A 22,291-nucleotide genomic window follows, 5' to 3' on the forward strand; every position below is an offset into this window, starting at 1 on the left:
CATTTCAAAAGGGTTGAACATGAGACGTATCATTCAGCGTCTGATCGCGGCCATCGTGCTTTCGATCGGCATCGTCGCGGCGGCGGTCGGCACATCCTATGGTCAGGACAAGGTGGTCCGCATCGGCTACCAGAAATACGGCAAGCTGGTGCTGCTCAAGAGCAAGGGCACGCTGGAGCCGAAGTTGGCTGCCTCGGGCTACAAGGTGGTGTGGACCGAATTTCCGTCCGGCCCGCCGCTGCTCGAGGCGCTCAATGTCGGCGCGATCGATTTCGGCAACACCGGTGAAGCCCCGCCCATCTTTGCGCAGGCCGCCGGCGCGCCGATCCAGTATGTCGCCTATGAGCCGCCGGCGCCGAAGGGCGAGGCGATCCTGGTGCCGAAGGACAGTCCGCTCAAATCGGTGGCCGATCTCAAAGGCAAGAAGGTTGCGCTCAACAAGGGCTCCAACGTTCACTATCTCCTGGTCAGGGCGCTGGAGAAGGCGGGCATCAAATATTCGGAAGTTGAGCCGGTGTTCCTGGCACCTGCCGATGCGCGCGCCGCCTTCGAGCGCGGCGCGGTCGATGCCTGGGTGATCTGGGATCCATTCCAGGCTGCAGCGGAAGCGGCCACCGGTGCACGCGCGCTGGCCGACGGCACCGACATCGTCGCCAACTACCAGTTCTATTTTTCCTCGAAGACATTCCTCGACGGCAACCCGAAGATCGTCGACGCCGTGCTCGCCGAGCTGAGCGCAGTCGACGACTGGGCCAAGGGCGACATCCACGCGGTGGCCGAACAGCTGGCGCCCGCGATCGGCCTGTCCGTCCCGGTGGTCGAGGTCGCGTTGAAGCGGCAGTCCTATGGCATCAAGCCGCTCACCGACGCCGTCATCGCCGATCAGCAGCAGGTTGCCGACGCATTCCTCGCGCTCAACCTGATCCCCAAAGCAATCAAGATTTCCGACGTGGCGCGGAGGCCAGGAACATGAGCAAACGAAGTAACGCCAACATCCTCTGGTTCCTGCCGACCCACGGTGACGGCCGCTATCTCGGCACCGGCATCGGCGGCCGAGAGGTCAATTTCAACTATCTGCGCCAGATCGCACAGGCGGCGGATCAGCTCGGCTATTTCGGCGTGCTGTTGCCGACGGGACGGTCGTGCGAGGACTCCTGGGTCGTCGCGTCCTCGGTCGCACCGTTCACGGAGCGGCTGCGTTATCTCGTCGCCGTTCGTCCTGGCCTGCAATCGCCGACCGTGGCGGCGCGCATGACCGCGACGCTCGACCGCATCACCAACGGCCGGCTTCTCGTCAACGTCGTCACCGGCGGCGATCCCGTCGAGAACAAGGGCGACGGCATCTTTCTTGGCCATGACGAACGCTACGAGGTCACCCGCGAGTTCCTCAACGTCTATAGCAACCTGCTCGCCGGCAAGACCGTGAATGTCGAGGGCAAGCACATTCATATCGAGGATGGCAAGCTGCTGTTTCATCCCGTGCAGTCGCCGCGGCCGTCGCTCTATTTCGGCGGCTCGTCGGACGCTGGCATCGACGTTGCCGTCGACGCCGTCGACAAATATCTCACCTGGGGCGAGCCGCCGGCGCTGGTCGCAGAGAAGGTCGCGAAAGTCAGGCGCATCGCCGCTGCGCGTAGTCGCAAGCTGTCCTTCGGCATCCGCCTTCACGTGATTGTCCGCGAGACCAATGAAGAGGCCTGGCGCGCCGCCGATGAGCTGATCAAGCATGTCAGCGACGACACCATTGCGACGGCGCAGAAAAACTTTGCCCGGATGGACTCGGTTGGTCAGCAGCGCATGGCGCAGCTCCATGGCGGCAAGCGCGACAAGCTCGAGATCGCCCCGAACCTCTGGGCCGGCGTCGGCCTGGTGCGTGGCGGCGCCGGCACGGCGCTGGTCGGCGACGCCCAGACGGTCGCCGCGCGTATCAAGGAGTATCAGGATATCGGCATCGATACCTTCATCATGTCAGGCTACCCGCATCTGGAAGAAGCCTATCGCTTCGCAGAGCTGGTGTTCCCGCTGCTCTCGCTGGAACAGCCGAGCAACGTGACCAAGCTGCACTTCGATTACCGTCCGCAGCATCGGGTGTCGCAATCATGAGCTTGATCGATAGCGCTTCGCTTCCACGCAACCTCCGCCTGCCGCGTGTCGACGGCCTGGTCCAGTGGATCGTGCCGCTCGCTATTATCGCGATCTGGCAGGTGGCGAGCGTTACCGGCTTCGTGCCGGTGCGCGTGCTGCCGGCGCCGAGCGACGTCGCGCTCGCGGGCTGGAAGCTGCTGCTCTCCGGCGAGCTTATCCGCAACATCTGGGTCTCGTTCTGGCGTGCCTCGATCGGCTTCCTGATCGGCGGCAGCATCGGGTTTGCCTTCGGACTTGCGAATGGCCTGTCGCAGCTCTCCGCAAAACTCACCGATACCACGCTACAGATGGTGCGCAACGTGCCGCATCTGGCGCTGATTCCGCTGGTCATCCTGTGGTTCGGCATCGACGAGAGTGCCAAGCTGTTTCTCGTGGCGCTCGGGGTGTTCTTCCCGATCTACCTCAACACGCTGCACGGCATCCGCACCGTCGATCCGCAGCTGATCGAGATGGGCCGCATCTATGGCATGAGCGACGGCGAGCTGTTCCGCCGCGTGATCTTCCCCGGCGCGCTGCCATCGATCTTCGTCGGCATCCGTTTCGCGCTCGGCATCATGTGGCTGACCCTGATTGTCGCCGAGACCATCGCGGCATCGTCGGGCCTCGGCTATATGGCGATGCAGGCGCGCGAGTTCATGCTGATCGATGTCGTCGTGTCTCGATCCTGATCTACGCCCTGCTCGGCAAGCTCGCCGACAGCGCCTCCCGCCTGCTGGAGCGGGCGACGCTCTCCTGGCATCCCGCCTTCCAGAAACGTTGAGAGTGACATGCAGACAGCGCTTCGTACGTCTCTACCTGAAACCGAGCTCGCCAGCCGTGCCAATTTTGCGCCGGCGGCCCGTGTGGCGCGCCAAGAACGCCAAGAACAGCAAGAACGCCAAGTGTATACCAGCGGCCTTCCGCTCAGCATCCGCGGCTTGCGCAAGTCCTTCGGCGAGAACGAGGTGCTGCGCGGGATCGATTTGCACATCCCCGCCGGCCAGTTCGTTGCCGTCGTTGGAAAGAGCGGCTGCGGCAAGAGCACGCTGCTGCGCCTCATCGCGGGCCTGGAAAAATCGACGCCGGCAGCATCAGCTTCGGTGATGCGGCGGCGGTCCAGCCCGAGGATATCCGCGTGATGTTCCAGGAGCCGCGGCTGCTGCCCTGGGCACGGGTGTTGTCCAATGTCGAGGTCGGTCTCGGCCGCGACCGCGCATCCGGCGATGCGCAGTCGCGTGCCGAGAAGGCGCTTGCCGAGGTCGGGTTGACCGACAAGCGCGACCAGTGGCCGTCGGTGCTGTCGGGCGGCCAGAAGCAGCGCGTCGCGCTCGCCCGCGCGCTGGTCTCCCGTCCGCGTGTGCTGGCCTTCGACGAGCCGCTCGGCGCGCTCGATGCCCTCACCCGCATCTCGATGCAACGGCTGCTGGAGCGTGTCTGGCGCGACCAGGGCTTTACCGCGATTCTGGTGACCCACGATGTCGCCGAGGCGGTTGCGCTGGCCGACCGGGTGCTGGTGATCGACGAGGGCCGGATTGCCCACGACGTCACGGTTAACGCGGTCCGACCGCGCGAGCGCGGCTCAGCCGAGCTCGCAAGCCTCGAAGGCTCGATCCTGAACCATCTGTTGTCGGCGGACGATCGTACCTAAATAGAGAGGACCCCGTTTCGGGGACCATGCCATGAATGTAGTGCCCCGCGATCTCATGCCCGAAATTCCCGTCTCGTCTGCCGATTTTCGCGGCGCCATGCGCCATCTCACCGGCGGCGTCAGCGTCATCACGGCCGGGCGGGGCAAGGACATCACCGGCATGACGGTGACGTCGGTAACGTCGCTGTCGATCGATCCTCCGACGCTGCTGGTCAGCATCAACCGCGACGCATCGTCTTTCCCGCTGATCCGTCGCTACGGCGCCTTCGGCGTGAACATCCTCGCGGCCGATCAGCTCGATGTCGCCGAACGCTTTGCCGGCAAGGGTGGGCTGAAGGGGGCCGATCGTTTCGCTGGCGCCCGGTGGGTCACGGCTGTCTCCGGCGTTCCGCTGCTGGTCGGTGCGTTGTCCGCCGTCGATTGCGAGGTCGAGGAGATCGTCGAGCGCTATTCGCACGGCATCGTCATCGGCCGCGTCAGGGACATCAGGAATTCGGCCCGAACGGCGGCGCTCGCCTATTGGCACGGCCAGTATGTGGCGGTGGATCAGGACGAGGACGCCGCAAGGCTCGCCGACGTCAGCGTCCCCGCGCGCAGCCGCCGCGGCGTCTGATCGCCTCAGTCATCAAGCCGCGCAGGCTGGCCTTTTCTCCCTCATCGCTCTAGAAGCGCCTTGAGCCTTCTATCCGGGACGGCGATGGAGCGGAACGATGAAGCGTGTCGGGACCTGGGCCTTCTACGCCGTCGGCGCGCTGGCGATCGTCTATCTCGCGCTTTACGCCTATGCGATGGTCCGCGGTCAGCCATTCGTGCCCGGCGATCCCATCCATATTTTTCGCAAGCCCGACGCGCCGAGTTATTCGTGAGGTTTCGTAGGACCTCCTACCGTCCGTCAAGGGGGAAGTGTCCTTGCTGAACCCAGCATAGCGCCGTGCTCGACGCAGTCCAGGACGCTGCGCGCCGGCTTTGCCGGTGCCTTCGGCATCCTGGACATCGTCTGCGCGCGACGCTTGGCGATCGTCAGGTCGGGACGAAGGAATGGTCCGCGCCCGGCCGAACAAAGGAATGAGATTACGCTGTCGCGGTGATGTTTTCGCTGTTGTAGTCCGCATCGTAAGGGGTCTGCCGCCTGAGTGTCGTGCAGAGGGCAAAGAGCAAACGATCCCCGACGCTGCGCAGGGCGCGCGCGTGGCCATGTCCCCGCGCCCGCAAGGCATCATACCGTTTCCGGGTGGCCGCATCGTGTTGCATGGCGACACGAGACCAGTGATGGACCGCGCTCTGCAGCCGCCTGTTGCAGGCGAGGCGACGGACCACGAAGCGCTGCTTGCCGCTTTGCCGCGTCACCGGGGCAGCTCCTGCCAAAGCGCGCAGAGCATGGTAATCTCGTCTGCGCAGGGGCTCTGCGGCCTCGGCGAGCAGTGTGGCGAGATTGATCCTGCCGATACCTGGCCAGGAGCGTAGGATCGTCACGTCGCACTGCGCCGGGCTCTGCCCCGAGGCGCTCTCCTCTGCTTCGAGCTCGGCACAGAGACGGTCCAGGCTCTGATGAGCCTCCTTGATCTGCCGATTGACCAGATGCAGGCGCGCCGCCAGGCTGCGGATGTGGGCGCAGGCGGCCTCGGTCGTGCCTGACGCCACGAACAGCGGGGTCTCACGCAAGATCTTGAGCGCCGCCGCCGCATCGAAACGGCGGATACGATATGCACTCAGGATGCGCGCGATGGCCTTCTCGCTGGCCTTGGCCGCCCTGTCCGGGGTCGGCACCTTCTGCCAAAGGGCCAGGAACCATTCGTCGGCGACATCGTCGGTCAACTTGGTGGCTTGGGGATAATAGCGCCACAACTGCTGGCGAAGGCGGTTGGCGAGACGCGTGCGCTCCTGCTGCAGTTCGTCGCCCAAGCGCGACCACTCACGCAACTCGATCATCGTGGGATCATCAACCACAAGCCGGCGGAAGGCCGCGCGATCCGTGCGCAGCGAGCCTGCGAGCACATGGGCATCGCGGCGGTCGTCCTTGGCACCAGCTGCCGTGAAGCGATCACGGAAGCGGTCGAGCTGCTTGGGATTGATGGCAAACACCGCAAACCCGTGTTCGAGCAACATCTCCACCACCGGGCCGTGCGGCATCTCGATCGCCACGGCGATCTGTCCCGGTGCGGCCTTGGTCTTCTCAAGCAGCCAGTCATGGCTCTGCGTTGCCCAATCGATCCCGGCGAACCAGTGTGCATCTTCGATCATTTTGGGACCTCCTTGCTCTCAAAAGCGGGCCACCGCGATCTCGATCAATCCCTGTACTGGCGCTCTCGGCGCGAACCTCCTACTGGATATCGACCGCGGCCGCTCTGCCGGGGCGCGGCTCCTACGTCGGTGTTCAAGACACAGGTGGGCAAGGCTGCTCCCGGCGGATCGGCCCGCACTCCCAGTCTACACCGTTAGACTGGCTGCGAACCCAAAGGGTACAGGGTGGGTTAGCGAAGCGTAACCCACCATCTTTGCCGCCGCGAGAAGAGGTGGGTTACGCCTACGGCTAACCCACCTACGACACCTTCACCCTCGCAAAATCGCCAGCGCCAGTGCCTGTGCGCGCGGCACGATGCTGTCGAGCTCGAGATATTCCTCCGGCGAATGGGCGAGGCCGCCGACAGGTCCGACGCCGCAGATGGTCGGCGTGCCGACCGCGGCGGTGAAGCCGGAATCGGCACAGCCGCCGGAGAATTCGCCTTGCAACGTGGTGAGGCCGGCCTGCTTTGCGGCCGCCTGATAGTTTTCGAACAGCGCCTTCGAGCTCTCGCTCTGCACCACCGGCACGAACTCGCCCTTGATGGTCAGCACAGCACTCGTGCCGGGTACGTAAGGCGTCGCGACGATCTGTTCGATCTCGGCCATGACGGTGGCACGGTCCCTTGGATCGACGTAGCGCATGTCGATCTGGCCCTCGGCGTAAGGCGCGGTCGTGTTGACCGACTGGCCGCCCGAGATGAGGCCGACATTCAGCGTGATGCCCTTGGTGAGGTCGGTCAGCGCGTGGATCTGGATGATCTTGTGCGCGAGCTCGCCGACCGCACTGATACCCGCGGCGAAATTGGCGCCCGAATGCGCTGCCTTGCCCGTGACGGCCACATGCATGAAGATGCCGCCCTTGCGGCTGGTGACGACATTGCCTGTGGGGCGGCCCGGCTCGGAATTGAACACGGCGCGGGCAGAGCGCCCCTCGCGTTCGATCACCGGCCGCGACGAGGGCGAGCCGATCTCCTCGTCCGAGGTGATCAGCAGCTTGATCGGATGCGGGTTGCCGCCGAATTTGTGGAAGGCGGTGGCGACAAAGATGTTCATCACGACGCCGGCCTTCATGTCGGCGACGCCTGGTCCATAGGCGCGCTTGTCCTTGATGGTGAACGGACGGCGTCCGGCCTCGCCCTTGCCGAACACGGTGTCGCGATGCCCCATCAACAGCACCGGCTTCTCGTTGCTGCCGGGCTTTGCCACCTCGGCGTGGATCGCGTCGCCAAACGTGCCATGGCTCTCCCTGCGCGAGGGAATGCCGTGCTCGGCAAAGTGCCGCTCGAACCGCGCACCGACCGCATCGACGCCTTCCTTGTCATAGGACCCGGAATCGATGTTCACGACATCGCGCAGCAGATCGATCATCGCCTGCCGCTGCGACGCCAGCCAATCCGTGATTTGAGTCTCCGACATCGTCACTGTCCCCCAACTGATACTATGCTGCGCTTATAGAGCCCTCGTCGAGGATGAGGTAGGCGCTGAACGCGGGCACAGTGCGCAGAATCGCACGCCGGGCGACTCGGGGGCGCAGTCGTGTGGCCGCTTCGGACCCGCGACGGATCTCTCGTGCTCGGTTCAAACGGCAGCCGCTTAGCGGTTCGGTTCCGCCATTGCTTCGACACCGCGAAGCTGCGTGGTGACGGTCAACGCACCGATTTTCCGGCCCATGTCCTTGCCGACTTCGGTCGAGAACCGGTAGTGAAAGCCGGCCCAGATGCGGGCGTTGGCGACTTCGTCACTATAGTCCTGGAGCCGCGACCATTTGCGTGTGACGCCTGGCGCAGTGGGGCCGGTCAGCGAGAACTCCCCGAAATCTCCAACGACAGTCTGGAGCACGCCAGAAATCGCGGCCGAGACGATGCAGTGAGCGCAGGGATATTCCGGGTGCGAAGGCGTTTCTCCCAGCGGCAACCAGGACGGGTCGCGAGGCGTCGCCGCATTCGACGTCAGATCGGCGTTGCGTATGGCGGTGATCGGTCGCCAGAAATTGTAATGATACTTCGCGTCAAACACGGCAACGATGGCGTCGTTGCCCGCAATGGACGTCAATGCGAACAGTCGGGCGCAGTCGACGAGATCCATCCCCTTGGCCATCGCAGCCTGCCTCACGATCGGATTGTAGGTGCGAGCACCGACAAAAACCAGAATCGGCCGATCATCGTTTGCTCGGGCATTCGGGTCGGGCTGCTTCGACTGCCGACCTCGCGAATTTCGTTGACGTCCCGGGTCCACACCTCCGAACCAAGCGCCGGCGGGGGTCCAGGGCGAAACTGCGATCCGGAAGCCATGACCCAGGGCGTCGTTGCACCCGTGGTCGAGGAAAGCGGGATGGTGGTCGGAACGTAGGCGCCCGGCGTCGTGAGAGGTCGGTAAGTTTCCGGAGTGGCGCTGCCATCGTTCGCACGAAGCTCGATGATCTGCATCGCGGCTTCTTTGCCGAGGCCGATGCCGGCGATCTTGGATTCGCCGTCGGCGATCGGCTCCAGAGAGTTCGTCAGCGTCGCATCCAGGTCCGGCTTGAGATCAGGATAGATCCATAACAGCACGTCGTGAGCCGCAACTGCCGCCGCAGCTTCCCGCGACGTCGAACGTTCTGCGGGCAAGGAGATTTTGTAGGGTGCGTACCGGCGGTCGATGGCGTTGACGGCCTCGAACATTGCGACGTGCATCATGGACAGGGCGCGGCTGTGGGGCGCCGGAAGAATTTGCTTCTCGGCAGCGATCGCGTCGGCTTTTGCATTCCAATCCATGATCACGTCGGCGCGTGCAAGCGGTGTGGAGGCTGCGATCAGCGTAGCAATGAGGGACAGGCGGGAGATCGTCCACGACGAGTATTTCATGGCGTACCCTTTCGATTTTGAAGGACGTTTCGCCCGACCGGTGCGGCTCTGGCCGACATCACGTCGTGCTGGTCGAGGACCCTAGCTATCTCGATGCATATTGATTGTGAACTGCTTCACTCGCGGCCTCATTGCCGAGAAGCAGGTTTTACCGAACGGCAGAATAGTTGCCTCTAAATGGGTAGGCTTGGCTTACCGTTCGCGCTGCATTGTGGATTCGGCTATAGTCAGCAGAAGCTGCCAGTTGGACGTGCCGAAGTCCGTAGTTCGATTATCAAGGCAGCTCGCTCCGTCGGCAGGCCGTGCCTTGCTCTCGTTTCAGAGCATCTCTTCTAAGATTGCAATTTCACCGCTGTAACCTCAACGGAGAGAAACATGCCGTTGTTCATCTCGTACGTCTCCTACTCAAATTCCGGCATCAAGGGAATGGTGGACAAGCCGATCGATCGCACGACGGTCATCGGTGCGATAGTCGAGAAGGCCGGCGGGAAGCTCCAGGAGCTTTCATGACCACCGGCTCGCATGACGCGGTGCTCGTCACGGAATTCCCGGATGGCGCCGATGCCGTCGCCATCGGAATGGCCGCCGCTGCGAGCGGCGCCATTGCCAAGATCGAGACGGTGCGCGCCTGGAAGATGAGTGAATTCAAAACTATCGCAGAAAAGGCCGCGAAGCTTGCAACTGCCTACGTACCGCCGGGCAAGTAGGTCGACGCGAGCGCGGCGCCGCCATAAAGCCAAACACGTGGCCGGGTCGTCCCGACCGTCCATGCGTTTCACATGAATGCCCGGCGCCGGGCAATCATGTGACCAACAAGCTGTTTGCTCACGCCCCCACCATCGGCATCCGCGGATACTCACCCGGCGTGCCGGCGGGGGTGATCGGGATGCCGCCATCAGAATATTCGTTGAGCTTGTTGCGCAGCGTGCGGATCGAGATGCCAAGGATGTTCGCGGCATGCGTCCGGTTGCCGAGGCAATGTTTCAGCGTCTCAAGGATCAGGTCGCGTTCGACGTCGGCGACCGTGCGGCCGACGAGGGCCCGCGTCACCTGCTCGGCTGCCATGGTGGCATGTGCTACCGCCGGGACCGTCTTGGCGAGGTCGAGGCGGTCGCCGTCCGGGGTGAGGATCGCATCGGGTCCGATCTCGTCGCCCTGCGCCATCAGCACTGAACGGTGCATGGTGTTCTCGAGCTCTCGGACGTTGCCCTGCCAGCGGTTGATGGAGAGCACGCGGCGCGCTTCCGCCGAGATCGGCCGCACCGGCACGCCATTGGCCTCGGCATATTTCTTCACGAAATGCTGGGCGAGCTCGAGAATGTCGGCGGGACGCTCGCGCAGCGGCGGGATCTTCAGGTTCACGACGTTGAGGCGGAACAGAAGGTCCTCGCGGAACGTGCCTTCGCGCACGGCTTCCGCAAGATTGCGGTTCGAGGTCGCGATGATGCGGATGTCGACCGGCACCGGCTTGGTGCCGCCGACGCGGTCGATGACGCGCTCCTGGATGGCGCGGAGCAGCTTTGATTGCAGGCGAACGTCCATCTCGGAGATTTCGTCGAGCAGCAGCGTGCCGCCTGTCGCTTCCTCGAATTTGCCGATGCGGCGGGCGATCGCGCCGGTGAAGGCGCCCTTCTCGTGGCCGAACAGCTCGGATTCCAGGAGATGCTCGGGGATCGCGGCGCAGTTGATCGAGATGAACGGGCGCTTGGCGCGGGCCGAGCGGGTGTGAACGTAGCGGGCCAGCACTTCCTTGCCCGTTCCGGATTCGCCGGTGACCATCACCGAGGCATCGGAGCCTGCGATCTGCTGGGCGAGCTTGACGACGCGCGCCATGGATTCGTCGCGATAGATCAGCTCGCGGGAATCGTTAGCGACCGCTGCCAGCACCGCGGCGATCAGCTCCGGATCCGGCGGCAGCGGAATGTATTCCTTGGCGCCGGCGTGGATCGCGGCAACCGCGGCGCGGGCGTCGTTGGTGATGCCGCAGGCGACGATCGGCGCGTGGATGTGCTCGGCCTCGAGCCGCATCACGAGATCGCGGATGTCGAGGGCGACGTCGACCAGCAGGAGGTCGGCGCCCTTGCCGCCACGCAGCACGCGCATCGCCTGCTCGTGATCCTCGGCGTGGGTCACGGTCGCGCCGTTCTCCATCGCGATCTTGGTGGCCGTGGTGAGCTGGCCCTTCAATGTGCCAACGATGAGAAGCCGCATGTCAGTCTCCTGTCCGTCTGTTCGCGCTATCGCGCGTCAATCCTTTGCAAGCGCTAGCTGCGTTCAGTCTTGATGATTTCAGTCATGGTGACGCCGAGCTTGTCCTCGACCAGCACCACCTCGCCGCGGGCGACGAGCTTGTTGTTGACGTAGATGTCGATGGCCTCGCCGACGCGGCGGTCGAGCTCGAGCACGGTGCCGGGCCCGAGCTTCAACAGCTCCCCGACATCCATCTTGGAGCGGCCGAGCACGGCCGAGACCTGCACCGGCACATCGAAGACAGCCTCGAGGTCGGCGGCGACGCGCGAGGCATACTCGTCCTCGCTGTAGCTCACATCGGTGCCGGTCGGCGGCAATGGGCCGTTGAGGTCGGGCAGCGGGACCTGTCCGTCGTTGTCGGTCATGGCTTAATTCCCCCTGCGGGACGCGATATAGCGTCCGACCATGTCGTCGATCTTGGCCGCAATGGCGCTGCGCTCCAGCACGACGCCGCCATCGGCCCATTCGATCCGGCAGTCGCCGGTGGCAATGTCGGGCTCGGCCAGGATCACCAGCCGTCCTTCGAAGCCGCTCTGCTTGGCGAGCCGCTCGATCTTCTCGCGCGCGCTGTCGTAGAGCGCGTCGTTGATGCGAACGACGAGATGCGGCGTCGCGACCAGATGCGAGAAACAATCCTTGATCAGCGCCATGATCTCGCCGAGCGGCTCGGCGGCGACCAGGTCGGCGCATAGCTTGCGGGCCACGGCGAGCGCGACGTCGACCGCCTCGGTCTCCATCTTGCTCTCGATGTTGCCGATCCCTGCGGCGATGCCCCGGATCGCGATGTTGATCTCTTCCATGGCGAGCGCGACGCGGCGGTCGCTCTCGGCCTTGGCCTCGCGCTGGCCTGCGACAAAGCCGTCCTGATAGGCGCGCGCTTCGGCTTCCGCGAGCTTCTGTGCGACCTCGGCCGCGGTCGCGACCTTCTCGCGCGTCCGGTCCGGCGCGGCGAAGTCGGTGTCGAACAGGAATTTGGCCGGAGCGCCCATCAATACACCAGCTCGTCGTCAGCGCGGTTCTTGGTCAGCATGATCTCGCCCTTGGCAGCGAGGTCCTTGGCGAGGTTGACCAGCAGGGCCTGGGCCTCGTCGACGTCGCGCAGGCGAACCGGGCCCATCGCCGCCATGTCGTCCTGCAGCATCTTGGCCGCGCGCGAGGACATGTTGCCGAAGAAGAAGTTGCGGACATCCTCGTTGGCGCTCTTCAGCGCCACGCCGAGCTTGTCCTTGTCGACGTTGCGCATCAGCGTCTGGGCCGAGCCGGAATCGAGCTTGACGAGATCGTCGAAGGTGAACATCAGCGCCTTGATGCGCTCGGCCGATTCCCGATTGTCCTCTTCCAGCGAGGTGATGAAGCGGGTTTCGGTCTGGCGGTCGAAATTGTTGAAGATCTCCGCCATCACCTCGTGGGCGTCGCGGCGGCGGGTCTGCGAGAGGTTGGACATGAATTCGGTGCGCAGCGTCTTCTCCACGCTCTCGATCACCTCCTTCTGCACCGCCTCCATCTTCAGCATGCGGTTGACGACGTCGAGGGCGAGCTCCTCGGGGAAGATGCCGAGCACGCGCGCGGCATGTTCCGGCTTCAGCTTCGACAGCACCACGGCGATGGTCTGCGGATATTCGTTCTTGAGATAGTTGGCGAGAACCTCTTCCTGCACGTTGGACAGCTTCTCCCACATGTTGCGGCCGGCCGGGCCGCGGATCTCGTCCATGATGCCGTTGACGCGCTCGGGAGGCAGGTATTGCTGCAACAGGCGCTCGGTGGCGTCGAAATTGCCCATCAGCGCGCCCGAGGCGGACATGCGCGAAACGAATTCGAGCAGCATGTCCTCGACCGTGTCGACCTCGACGGTGCCGAGCGTCGACATTTCCAGCGAGAGCTGGCGCACCTCGTCGTCGTCGAGCAGGCCCCAGATCTTGCCGCCGTACTGCTCGCCCAGCGCGAGCATCAGGATCGCGGCGCGCCGCGGCCCCGCCAACGGCTCGGAACCCTTGCCGCTCTTGGCGCGGTCGCCGGCACGCTGACCGAGCGTGGAAATCACGCTGGTGATGTCGTTGGAGTTGGCGTTTTGCAGGTTTCCGGCCATGTCAGTTCACTTCTCGAATCATTTCGCGGGTTCGGTCAGCCATTGACGGATGATGGCGACGGTTTCGTTGGGGTTGCGCTCGGCGAGCTCGCCCACGCGATGGACGGACTGGGCGTGGACCTGGCCCTGGACGGTGGCGACGTCGATCGCGCTCGCGGCGGCGCTCGGCAGCAGCGCCTGGCCGCCGGCCGGCGCGGCCTCGTCCGAGGCGCCGGGGCCGGTGAGGGCGCCGGAGATGGCGGCGGCGACCTCCTCGGAGGCGAGGATCCGCTTGACCAGGGGCCGGATCACCATGAACAGCACGACCAGGCCGAGCAGCATCATCACGCCGAGCTCGACGAAGTACATGACGTCGTCTTTTGTGAATTGGAGCATGCCGAGGAAGCCGGAGGGCTCTGCGATCGGGGCGGTGGAGGGGGCATCGGCAAAGCGCAGATTGACGACCTCGACCTGGTCGCCGCGCTTCTGGTCGAAGCCGATTGCCGAGCGCACCAGGGTGGCGATGCGGTCGAGCTGCTCCTTGGTGCGATCGGTGTAGGCGAGCTCGCCCTTGTCGTTCTTGGTGTAGATGCCGTCGACCAGCACCGCGACCGAGATGCGGTTGACCCGGCCGGCCTCGGTCACTTCGGTTTTTGTGGTGCGGGAGATCTCGTAATTGTTGGTCTCTTCGGTCTTCTTGCTCTGGTCCTTCGCCGTCTGACCGTTGTTCTGCTGCTGGCCGGGGAGCTCGTTATTGACCGTGACCTGGCCGTTATTGTCGGCGGTCATGCTCTGCTCTTCGCGGGTCTGGCTCGAGCGAAGCACGCGGCCTTCGGGATCGAACTTGTCGGAGGTCTGGGTAACCTTGTTGAAGTCAAAGTCGGCGGAGAGCTGGACGCGGGCGCGGCCGGAGCCGACCACGGAGGAGACGATGTCCTCGACCTGCTTGCGCAGCCGCTTCTCGTAGGCGGTGCGGCGCTCGTCGCCGATCTCCTGATCCGGATCGGTCTGGGCACCATCGGCGAGCAGCTGGCCGGTTTCGTCCACGATCGAGACCCGCTGCGGCTTCAAGCCGTTGACGGCGGAGGCGACGAGGTGGCGGATAGCGCGGATCTGCTGGGCTTCGAGCGAGCCGCGGACCCGGACCACGATCGAGGCCGACGGCTCCGGCGCCTCGCGCGAGAACAGCGGACGCTCGGGCAGCACGAGGTGGACGCGCGCGGCCTGGATCCGGTCGATGGCGCGGATGGTGCGGGCGAGCTCGCCCTCCAGCGCGCGCAAATGATTGATGTTCTGGACGAAGGAGGTGGTGCCGAGCGCGTCCGACTTGTCGAACACTTCGTAGCCGACCCCGCCGCCCTTGGGCAGGCCGCCCTCGGCAAGCTTCATCCGCAGCCGTGTCACCTTGTCCTTGGGCACCATGATGATGGTGCCTTCGTTGCGCAGCTCGAACTGGATGCCCTGGCGTTCCAGATCCTTGATAATGCTGGAAGAATCTTCAACCGAGAGGTCGGTGAACAGCGTCGTCATCTGCGGCGTGGTGACGCGCATGATGACGAAGGCAAAGAAGCCGATGAGCGCGGCGGTCACCGCGATCATCGCCCCGAAGCGGGCGGCGCCGATACCTTTTAAGAAGTCCGCAAGACCTTGCAAGCAACCGCCCCGAAGCTTCGACCCGCAACCGAGCGGCCGAGTGGGCAATTATTGCCTAGGTGATGGTTTCGATATGGTTAACGAAGATTAAGAGCTCGGACAAAAGTAGCGCCAAAACGAAACATGAAAAAAATCGGCCTCGCAGAGCGGGGCCGATTTTCGTCAAAAGCAGCAGATTTCCGGATTGCTTATTGGCGATATTGCTGGATGCGGGTGGTGCGAAGGCCCGCCAGACCGTGCTGGTCAATGGAAAACTGCCAGGAGAGGAATTCGTCGACCGTCAGGGTATATCGGCTGCAGGCCTCTTCGAGCGAGAGAAGTCCGCCACGAACTGCGGCGACGACTTCAGCCTTGCGGCGGATGACCCAGCGTTTGGTGCCGGGGGCGGGCAGATCTGCAATCGTCAGCGGACTGCCGTCCGGCCCGATGACGTATTTTACCCTCGGGCGATGGGGTTCTGTCATGGCGTACTCACAAACTCTCAACCACTGAACTCACTTCGCAACCGTACGCATGCGGGCTTAAAAATCCGCTAAGCCTAAGGCTTCAATACAATTCTCCTTGAAACTTGCTGGAACGCTGCCGGCCCAGCGGGCTGAAAACACAATTTCAGCAGGCCGAGCGGGGTCTTCGTAAATACTTTACTAACGAACGAGGCCTGCACGGGGGATGCTGCAGAGCTCTCAACTATCGTCCTGGCGAAAGCCAGGACCCATACCGCGTGATCTATCGATGAGCGCGGGTCGCAGTGCCAAGAAAACTTCCTAACCACGGGTCTTCACCAAACTGCTCCCTGTGGTTATGGATCCCGGCTTTCGCCGGGATGACGCTTATAAATTAGCTGCCGGAGCTGCTGCTGGTTGCCACCACGCTCTTCACCTGGCTCAGCGTGTAGCTCTGGCCGTCGATGGTGAGCAGCGGCGGCGACTGGGTCAGGTCGACGGACGAGACCGTGCCCTGCACCTGCGCCGAGATGCCGACATTATTGTTCGCGGCGTCCTTGCCGGTCGCCGAGATCGTGTACTTGCCGTCAGGCCATTGGGTGCCGTCATTGCCCTGGCCGTTCCAGGTGAAGGGAATATCGCTGCCGGCACCCGCCGAATATTGGCCGGTGAACACGGTCTGGCCGCTGGAATTGGCGATGGAGATGTTGACCGTGGCGCTGGAGGGCACGCTGAGGTGCCAGGTCGCCGAGGATTGCGACATGGTCGCAGTGGTGCCGTCGACCACCGCGGACTTGCCGACGTAGTCCAGCGCCTGGGTCGCCTGCGTGGTCTGCTGCAGGGTGACGAGCTGCGACAGCGAGTCGTTGGTCTTGAGCTGCTGCTCGACCCCGGCGAACTGCACCAGCTGCTGGGTGAACTGGTTGGTGTCGAGCGGATCGAGCGGGTTCTGGTTCTGCAGCTGCGTCGTCAGCAGCGTCAGAAAGGTCTGGAAGTTGCCGGCGAGCGTCGCGCCCGCGGATGAACCGAGGCTCGAGCTCGACGAGGAGGACGACGACGTTTGCGTCGTGCCGGAGACGACGGCAGGTGCGGTGGCGGAATTCGTGGTGGTCATTTGCGAATATTCCTCACACTCTGATGTCGACGCCGCTGCTCGATCCGAGCATGCGGCCATAGCTGCGGCTCACGGGTGCGGCCGCGGCAGAATCGTCTTCACTGATGATCAGCCGGCGGGAATTGCCGGATTTGTCGTTGTTCTGGCCGGAGTTCTGTCCCGACGAATTCTGGTCGCGCAGGCTGAAGGAGAGCCCGTTGCTGCCGGTCTTGAGGCCGGCATCGTCGAGCGCGCGCTGCAATTGCGGCGCGTCCTGCCGCAGCATCTGCAGCGTCTCCGGTTTCTCGACGGTGAGATGCGAGGTGACCTGGCCGTTGCGGTCGACATTGATGCGGACGTCGATGCGGCCGAGATCGACCGGATCGAGGCTGATGTCGAAGCGCGTCTTGCCCGAGCGCGCGGCGGCCGCGATCTCGACCGGGATGCCGCTGATCGGCACGGCGTTCGAAGTCGCCGCGGTCGCGGTCAGCGTCGCGGTGGAAGCGGTAGCCGCCGATGTCGCATTGGTCAGCGGCGCCTGCACGGCGGAGGCCGCCTGCGCGCTGGCATCGGTCGTCGCAGCCGCAACGGCTTGCGGATCGGCATGCGCATGCGTGGTCGGCGCGGCCGGCGTCGCATCAGCCGTGCGATTGGCAGCATCGGCCTTGGCATCGGTCGCGGCGGCGTCGGCCTGCGGCTTTGCGGCTTGCGGATGCGCGGCGGCGTTGGCCGCCGTTGCGGTCGCGGCATTTTGCGCAGTGGTTGCGGCCTGCGCGGTCTTGCCGGTGTCCTGGCCGATATTGGAGACGTCGGTTTGACCTTGCGCAGTCGCCGCAGCCTTGAACGATGTCTTCGGCGTGCCCTGATCCGCTGCGGTGAGTTGCGCGGCGGTCGCCGTGGCATCCGTGGCGGTGCCGTCGGTCGTTGTAGCAGCCGCATCGGCGAGCGCGGCCTTCGCGTCGGCGGTTTTGCCGTCGGTCTTGGCGGTCTTGCCGGTCGCATCTAGCTTGGCGCCGGCGATCTGCGCTGCGGTCGAGGCGCTGGCGGCGATGCCGGCGGCTGCGATCGTCAGCGGCGAGGAGGCGGTGTTGGCAGCCTGGTTGGCGGCCGCATTCGGATCGAGCGGCACCACGGGCGCGGCGACGGGGACAGCGGTCGGATCGGGCGTCGCCGCCGGTGTCGCGGCGGCCTGTGCTGCGGCAGAGGCGTCAACTGCGGCGGCGAGGCCGTCGGTCTTGTCGCCTTTGGCGTCCTTGGTCTCCTGCGGCTTGTCGCCCGGCTTGGACGCGTCGCTCTTGTCCTTGGTCTTGGCCGTCGCCTTGGTCGGGTCGGCCGTCGTATCGCCCGCCGCTTGCGTCGGGGAATCCGTGTTGTCGCTGGCGTTGCTCTGCGAGGATTGATCGGTCGCGGAAGAGTCGCGCGTGCTCCGGTCGGACGAGGAGGACGATGCCGGGGACGACGAATCGCTCCGCCGCGGCGCGGTGTCCTGGCTCGCCGAGGAGGCGCTGTTGCTGATGGCCTGGGTGTTGCTGTCGACCAGCGCGCCGAAGGAGTCGCTCGGCGTCGAGTCCTTCGTGCTCTGCGGCCGGGCAGGCTTTTGTTGCGCGCCGGACACCTGCGCGCTTGCCGCTACGTCTGACGTGACACCAACCACAGGCGACCCCTTGAAAACATCTTCGGACGAGAAGGTCAGCAAGGAGCGGGCCAATCCTGTTAATTTGCAATTATTATAGCAAAATCAATAGTTTGAATCATTGACGGTGCCGCCGCCGGCTGCCCGAAAACCCCGTCATTTCTGCCGCCCCGGCAAGAATTGCCGTAAGCTTGGGGCGGTGCGATTGCTTCACCGGAATGCGGCCTATATTAAAGGGTGCTCTCAGCCGCTTTCGACCGGGCAGGCGTGCCCTTCGGGAACCGAAGTTCCCGGGGACTGCCGATGCCCCGGTCCAAGAGACCGGGAATCGCATCAGGAACGCGGATCGCCGCCGTCACAACCGCTTAGGCCCATGCTCAACAGTCTGGATCTCGAAGGTCGTCCTGAGGACACCAGGGTCGTCGTCGCTATGTCGGGCGGCGTCGATTCCTCGACCACGGCTGCGCTGTTGAAGGCGGAGGGCTATGACGTCGTCGGCATCACGCTGCAGCTCTACGACCACGGCGCGGCCACCCACCGCAAGGGCGCCTGCTGCGCCGGCCAGGACATCCACGACGCCCGCGACGTCGCCGCCAAGCTCGGCATTCCCCATTACGTGCTCGACTATGAGGACCGTTTTCGCGAGTCCGTCATCGACAATTTCGCCGACTCTTATGCGCTTGGCGAGACGCCGGTGCCGTGCATCGAGTGCAACCGCTCGGTCAAGTTTCGCGACCTCCTGAAGACCGCGCGCGAGTTAGGCGCGCAAGCGCTCGCCACCGGCCATTACGTCGCCTCGCGTCGCCGCGACGACGGTTCGCGCGCGCTGGTCTGCGCCGCCGACGGCGATCGCGACCAGAGCTACTTCCTGTTCGCGACCACGCAGGAGCAGCTCGATTTCCTGCGCTTCCCGCTCGGCGACATGACCAAGCCCGAGACGCGCGAGCTCGCGCGCCGCTTCGGTCTCTCGGTTGCCGACAAGCACGACAGCCAGGACATCTGCTTCGTGCCGACCGGCCGCTACACCGACATCATTACCCGCCTGCGTCCGAACGCGATGGACCCCGGCGACATCGTCGATCTCGACGGCCGCGTGCTCGGCCAGCATCACGGCATCGCCAATTTCACCATCGGCCAGCGCCGCGGCCTCGGTATCGCGGCCGCCGCGCCGCTGTTCGTGGTGCGGCTGGAGGCGGCCAACCGCCGCGTCGTGGTCGGCCCGCGCGATGCGCTGAGGATGCACAGCATCGCCTTGCGCGACGTCAACTGGATCGGCGGCGGCGACATCGACCGCGCGATCGGCAACGGCCTCGAGCTGTTCGTCCGCGTGCGCTCGACCCGCAGCCCCCAGCCGGCATGGCTGCGCGGCGCCGACGGCCGTTACGGGGTCGAGCTCGTCGCCGGCGAAGAGGGCGTCTCGCCGGGACAAGCCTGCGTGTTTACGACGCGCCTTCGGGGCAGGCGCGCGTGCTCGGCGGCGGCTTCATCCAGAGCGCCGCCGCAAAGGTCGCTGGCACACGGCGCGGCCGCTCGTGGAAGCGGTGCGCGGTTAATCATGACGAGGTTTAGCGCAACCGGTCGGGATGGCTTCACCTCTCCCGAAGGGAGAGGTCGGATCGCATCGATAGATGCGATCCGGGTGAGGGGTTACGGTCTCACTGTGCCCCGCGGCCCCTCACCCGGATTGCTGCGCAATCCGACCTCTCCCCATTGGGGAGAGGTGAAGTAAGGGCAGGGGCATGGCAGCAGACATCTCGCGAGCCGGGGTCGAGAAGGCCTATGGCCGCTGGGCGCCGGTCTACGATCTCGTGTTCGGCAAGGTGTTCGACGCCGGCCGGCAGTCGACCATCGCGGAGGCCGACCGCATCGGCGGCCGCATCCTCGACGTCGGCGTCGGCACCGGACTGTCGCTGTCCGACTATTCGCGCACCACAAAAATCTGCGGCGTCGACATTTCCGAGCCGATGCTGCGCAAGGCGCAGGCGCGCGTGCGGAGCTTGCGGTTGAGCAATGTCGAAGTGCTCTCGGTGATGGACGCCAAGAACCTCGCGTTCCCCGACGCGGCCTTCGACGCGGTGGTCGCGCAATATGTCATCACCGCCGTGCCTGATCCCGAAGGCACGCTCGACGAGTTCGTGCGCGTGCTCAAGCCCGGCGGCGAGCTGATCCTGGTCAACCACATCGGCGCCGAAAAGGGCCTTCGCAAACTCTCCGAGCTTGCCTTCGCGCCGCTCGCCCGGCGCCTCGGCTGGCGCCCGGAATTCCCGTGGCAGCGCCTGGTCGACTGGGCTGCGAAGCACGGCGGTATCACGCTGGCCGAGCGCCGCCCCATGCCGCCAATGGGCCATTTTTCGCTGATCCGCTACCACAAATCGTGATGTTCAGCTGTGGGAACAGGGCACGCGCCTCGCGCGTTTCCTGTTCATGCGCACCACATCAAACATCATTCTTGCGGGCCTCGTGATCGCAGCCTCCGGCGCCGCGATTGCGCAGGCCCCGCCCGCCCCGGCGACGCCGCCGCAAGCGACCGCGCCGCCGTCCCCGCAGCACGCGGCCGACTGCACGCCGCAGGACCGCCCGAACCGCGCCACCGCGCCCGATGGCACCACCACCGGCCAGTCCCGGGAACCGCTCGGCGACAAGCTGGCAAAGTCCGACGGCGTGCTCTGCCCGCCCGCCGGTGTCGACCCCGAAATGCACGCCCCAGCGCCGAGCACGGAAGGCAACATGCCCGTCATCCCGCCCCCGGTAGCCCCGGCGGCGACCCCACCATCAAGCCGAAATAAAGATTTCTCGCCCCGGCCCCCTTCGCCTCTCCCCACCGGGAGAGGCCGGAATCCGCGCGAGGCGCTGATTCTGGGTGAGGGGACCCCTCCGCGAGCCCGGTACCTGAAACAGCGCGATTCCGGCACCAAAATCACCCCACCCAAGCGCCCGCACTTTGCTTGACTTCCCGCCGGGCCCTTCATTATATGCCGCGCGTTCGCGAGATCGGCCTCATCAGGCCCTCGCGACCCTGTGGCGGGGTAGCTCAGCTGGTTAGAGCACGGGAATCATAATCCTGGGGTCGGGGGTTCGAGTCCCTCTCCCGCTACCAAGCTTCTTCCATAAATCAGAGACTTTCTGCTGAAGATTCAAGACTTTGTCGCTCCAGCGGCTGGTCCTTCTTTTGACGACTATCGTCCCGTGTACCCACCTTTGTACCCAGGATTTCGCGGCGGACGAGTCCTTGAGCCCCATTTGCCTCTTGCCGTCGGCGCCCCGATCCTGCCGGCCATGAAACTCTTCATCGCATCTGACCTGCACGGCGAATACTGGCCTCACGACTGGGACGTCCCGGAAGGACTCGATTTCGACGTGGCGATCTTCGCCGGCGACATCCACAATGCGCATCGGGTGGTGGGCTGGCTCACTAATCAGCGCGCTCTGTGGGGCAAGCCAGTCCTGTTCGTCGCCGGCAACCATGAATACTACGGGTCCATCCTGGAAGACGCTGCGGCCGTGATCAGAGAGCGGGCGCGCGGGACCAACGCGATTTTCCTGGACGCCGACGCGGTGCCCATCATCGACGGCGTCCGCTTCCTGGGCTGCACGCTCTGGACCGACTACCGTTTCGACGCGCACAACCAAGTCGCTGGACTTCACGCAGGCAGGTTCCTGAACGACTGCAAAATGATCAGGACCTCGGGCGGCGCGGAATTCCCGGCGCCGTTCACGCCGGTCGAGGCCTACAAACGGCACCTCGTCGAACGCCGCTGGCTGACCGACCGCCTGGCGGAAGATCACGACGGCCCGACCGTGTGCATTACGCATCACGGGATACACCCGGGATCGCGCCATGAGCGCTACGAGGGCGACGCGATCAACTCCTCGTTCATCAGCGATCTGTCCGACGTCATCGAGACGTACCGGCCCGCGCTGTGGGTGCACGGCCACGTCCACGACACCTTCGACTACACGGTCGGCGGCGGTGGCGACGGCGGGACGCGGATCGTCTGCAACCCGCGAGGCTATTCGCGCGGCGGCGGTGTGTTCGAAAATTCCGCCGGCTTCATCCCGGACCTCGTGGTCGAGATCCCGGAATGGGTGCCGCGTCCGCGCCCGTAACGAATTGGCAACGGAGAGCGCTCGCCATAAGGATGTCGCAGCGTCCGTAACGAATTTGCAGCGGGACCTAGCCTCCAGAATTCACTTCACCTGCGCGGGTTCAGCCTTTTCTGCGCGCGCCATAATAGGAACTAGTTCCCTGTCACGAG

Annotated in this window: 20 protein-coding genes, 1 tRNA gene and 4 pseudogenes; 13 read left to right on the plus strand and 12 right to left on the minus strand. The window is 64.7% G+C overall.

The window, feature by feature from the left end; genetic code table 11:
* The first annotated feature begins 19 nt into the window (after nucleotides 1-19).
* The 6 genes and pseudogenes from ACTGJ9_RS13180 to ACTGJ9_RS13205 all read left to right on the plus strand — a co-directional run bounded on the left by ACTGJ9_RS13180 (nucleotide 20) and on the right by ACTGJ9_RS13205 (nucleotide 4,638).
* On the plus strand, nucleotides 20-973 hold the full coding sequence (locus ACTGJ9_RS13180; RefSeq protein WP_456677390.1) for a sulfonate ABC transporter substrate-binding protein: 954 nt from the start codon (nucleotides 20-22) through the stop codon (nucleotides 971-973).
* The gene (gene ssuD / locus ACTGJ9_RS13185) at nucleotides 970-2,103 is read left to right on the plus strand and encodes an FMNH2-dependent alkanesulfonate monooxygenase (protein WP_456677391.1); all 1,134 of its coding nucleotides are present in this window, start codon (nucleotides 970-972) and stop codon (nucleotides 2,101-2,103) included. Before ACTGJ9_RS13180 ends, ssuD begins: the two co-directional genes overlap by 4 nt.
* Nucleotides 2,100-2,905 (plus strand): annotated as a pseudogene (ssuC, locus tag ACTGJ9_RS13190) (aliphatic sulfonate ABC transporter permease SsuC). The gene ssuD and the pseudogene ssuC overlap by 4 nt, the downstream one beginning before the upstream one ends.
* Before the next feature lie 7 nt (nucleotides 2,906-2,912).
* Nucleotides 2,913-3,772 (plus strand): annotated as a pseudogene (locus ACTGJ9_RS13195) (ATP-binding cassette domain-containing protein).
* A gap of 31 nt (nucleotides 3,773-3,803) precedes the next feature.
* A complete protein-coding gene (locus tag ACTGJ9_RS13200) occupies nucleotides 3,804-4,385 on the plus strand; it encodes a flavin reductase family protein (protein WP_456677392.1) in 582 nt (193 codons plus the stop codon).
* A gap of 97 nt (nucleotides 4,386-4,482) precedes the next feature.
* The gene (locus ACTGJ9_RS13205) at nucleotides 4,483-4,638 is read left to right on the plus strand and encodes a hypothetical protein (RefSeq protein WP_456677393.1); all 156 of its coding nucleotides are present in this window, start codon (nucleotides 4,483-4,485) and stop codon (nucleotides 4,636-4,638) included.
* A 205-nt stretch (nucleotides 4,639-4,843) separates the two neighbouring features.
* On the opposite strand, the gene ACTGJ9_RS13210 is transcribed toward ACTGJ9_RS13205, so the two are convergent.
* The 4 genes from ACTGJ9_RS13210 to ACTGJ9_RS13225 all read right to left on the minus strand — a co-directional run bounded on the left by ACTGJ9_RS13210 (nucleotide 4,844) and on the right by ACTGJ9_RS13225 (nucleotide 8,898).
* Entirely contained in the window at nucleotides 4,844-6,013 is a 1,170-nt protein-coding gene (locus tag ACTGJ9_RS13210) for an IS110 family transposase (protein WP_456677394.1), read from the minus strand.
* 309 nt (nucleotides 6,014-6,322) lie between these two features.
* On the minus strand, nucleotides 6,323-7,471 hold the full coding sequence (locus ACTGJ9_RS13215) for a M20 family metallopeptidase (protein WP_456677395.1): 1,149 nt from the start codon (nucleotides 7,469-7,471) through the stop codon (nucleotides 6,323-6,325).
* A gap of 177 nt (nucleotides 7,472-7,648) precedes the next feature.
* The gene (locus ACTGJ9_RS13220) at nucleotides 7,649-8,152 is read right to left on the minus strand and encodes a vanadium-dependent haloperoxidase (protein WP_456677396.1); all 504 of its coding nucleotides are present in this window, start codon (nucleotides 8,150-8,152) and stop codon (nucleotides 7,649-7,651) included.
* Between the two features lie 11 nt (nucleotides 8,153-8,163).
* Nucleotides 8,164-8,898, minus strand: a complete 735-nt coding sequence (locus tag ACTGJ9_RS13225) for a hypothetical protein (RefSeq protein ID WP_456677397.1) — start codon at nucleotides 8,896-8,898, stop codon at nucleotides 8,164-8,166.
* Between the two features lie 375 nt (nucleotides 8,899-9,273).
* Here ACTGJ9_RS13225 and ACTGJ9_RS13230 point away from each other — a divergent pair, with 375 nt between their 5' ends.
* Together ACTGJ9_RS13230 and ACTGJ9_RS13235 are read left to right on the plus strand one after the other, a co-directional pair.
* The gene (locus tag ACTGJ9_RS13230) at nucleotides 9,274-9,408 is read left to right on the plus strand and encodes a hypothetical protein (RefSeq protein ID WP_456677398.1); all 135 of its coding nucleotides are present in this window, start codon (nucleotides 9,274-9,276) and stop codon (nucleotides 9,406-9,408) included.
* The gene (locus ACTGJ9_RS13235; RefSeq protein ID WP_456677399.1) at nucleotides 9,405-9,605 is read left to right on the plus strand and encodes a GYD domain-containing protein; all 201 of its coding nucleotides are present in this window, start codon (nucleotides 9,405-9,407) and stop codon (nucleotides 9,603-9,605) included. Before ACTGJ9_RS13230 ends, ACTGJ9_RS13235 begins: the two co-directional genes overlap by 4 nt.
* 118 nt (nucleotides 9,606-9,723) lie before the next feature.
* On the opposite strand, the gene flbD is transcribed toward ACTGJ9_RS13235, so the two are convergent.
* The 8 genes from flbD to ACTGJ9_RS13275 form a co-directional block, all read right to left on the minus strand.
* The gene (flbD, locus tag ACTGJ9_RS13240) at nucleotides 9,724-11,109 is read right to left on the minus strand and encodes a sigma-54-dependent transcriptional regulator FlbD (protein WP_456677400.1); all 1,386 of its coding nucleotides are present in this window, start codon (nucleotides 11,107-11,109) and stop codon (nucleotides 9,724-9,726) included.
* A gap of 53 nt (nucleotides 11,110-11,162) precedes the next feature.
* Nucleotides 11,163-11,513, minus strand: coding sequence for a flagellar motor switch protein FliN (gene fliN, locus ACTGJ9_RS13245; protein ID WP_456677401.1), 351 nt, complete (start codon nucleotides 11,511-11,513; stop codon nucleotides 11,163-11,165).
* Nucleotides 11,514-11,516: 3 nt separating this feature from the next.
* Nucleotides 11,517-12,137: a FliH/SctL family protein gene (locus ACTGJ9_RS13250; protein WP_456677402.1), complete on the minus strand. Its 621-nt coding sequence runs from the start codon at nucleotides 12,135-12,137 to the stop codon at nucleotides 11,517-11,519.
* Nucleotides 12,137-13,234 (minus strand): flagellar motor switch protein FliG, encoded by a 1,098-nt coding sequence (gene fliG / locus ACTGJ9_RS13255; protein ID WP_456677403.1) that lies wholly within the window; start codon nucleotides 13,232-13,234, stop codon nucleotides 12,137-12,139. Before fliG ends, ACTGJ9_RS13250 begins: the two co-directional genes overlap by 1 nt.
* 18 nt (nucleotides 13,235-13,252) lie before the next feature.
* A complete protein-coding gene (fliF, locus tag ACTGJ9_RS13260) occupies nucleotides 13,253-14,866 on the minus strand; it encodes a flagellar basal-body MS-ring/collar protein FliF (RefSeq protein WP_456677404.1) in 1,614 nt (537 codons plus the stop codon).
* Between the two features lie 188 nt (nucleotides 14,867-15,054).
* Nucleotides 15,055-15,330 (minus strand): CtrA inhibitor SciP, encoded by a 276-nt coding sequence (gene sciP, locus ACTGJ9_RS13265; RefSeq protein WP_002714638.1) that lies wholly within the window; start codon nucleotides 15,328-15,330, stop codon nucleotides 15,055-15,057.
* A gap of 373 nt (nucleotides 15,331-15,703) precedes the next feature.
* Entirely contained in the window at nucleotides 15,704-16,423 is a 720-nt protein-coding gene (locus tag ACTGJ9_RS13270) for a flagellar hook assembly protein FlgD (RefSeq protein ID WP_456677405.1), read from the minus strand.
* Nucleotides 16,424-16,436: 13 nt separating this feature from the next.
* Nucleotides 16,437-18,056 carry a flagellar hook-length control protein FliK gene (locus ACTGJ9_RS13275; protein WP_456677406.1) on the minus strand — a complete coding sequence of 540 codons (1,620 nt, stop codon included), beginning with the start codon at nucleotides 18,054-18,056 and terminating at the stop codon, nucleotides 16,437-16,439.
* A 352-nt stretch (nucleotides 18,057-18,408) separates the two neighbouring features.
* On the opposite strand from ACTGJ9_RS13275, the pseudogene mnmA reads away from it, so the two are divergent.
* From mnmA to ACTGJ9_RS13300, 5 genes and pseudogenes are all read left to right on the plus strand, one after another.
* Nucleotides 18,409-19,588, plus strand: a pseudogene (gene mnmA, locus ACTGJ9_RS13280) (tRNA 2-thiouridine(34) synthase MnmA).
* Between the two features lie 186 nt (nucleotides 19,589-19,774).
* Nucleotides 19,775-20,413 carry a class I SAM-dependent methyltransferase gene (locus ACTGJ9_RS13285; RefSeq protein ID WP_456677407.1) on the plus strand — a complete coding sequence of 213 codons (639 nt, stop codon included), beginning with the start codon at nucleotides 19,775-19,777 and terminating at the stop codon, nucleotides 20,411-20,413.
* A 46-nt stretch (nucleotides 20,414-20,459) separates the two neighbouring features.
* Nucleotides 20,460-20,821: pseudogene (locus ACTGJ9_RS13290) on the plus strand (hypothetical protein).
* Nucleotides 20,822-21,055: 234 nt separating this feature from the next.
* Nucleotides 21,056-21,132, plus strand: a tRNA-Met gene (locus ACTGJ9_RS13295).
* Nucleotides 21,133-21,311: 179 nt separating this feature from the next.
* Nucleotides 21,312-22,142, plus strand: coding sequence for a metallophosphoesterase (locus ACTGJ9_RS13300; RefSeq protein ID WP_456677408.1), 831 nt, complete (start codon nucleotides 21,312-21,314; stop codon nucleotides 22,140-22,142).
* Nucleotides 22,143-22,291: the final 149 nt, after the last annotated feature.

It is taken from the genome of Bradyrhizobium sp. RDM12, from assembly GCF_051917485.1.
Classification (GTDB): Bacteria; Pseudomonadota; Alphaproteobacteria; order Rhizobiales; family Xanthobacteraceae; genus Bradyrhizobium.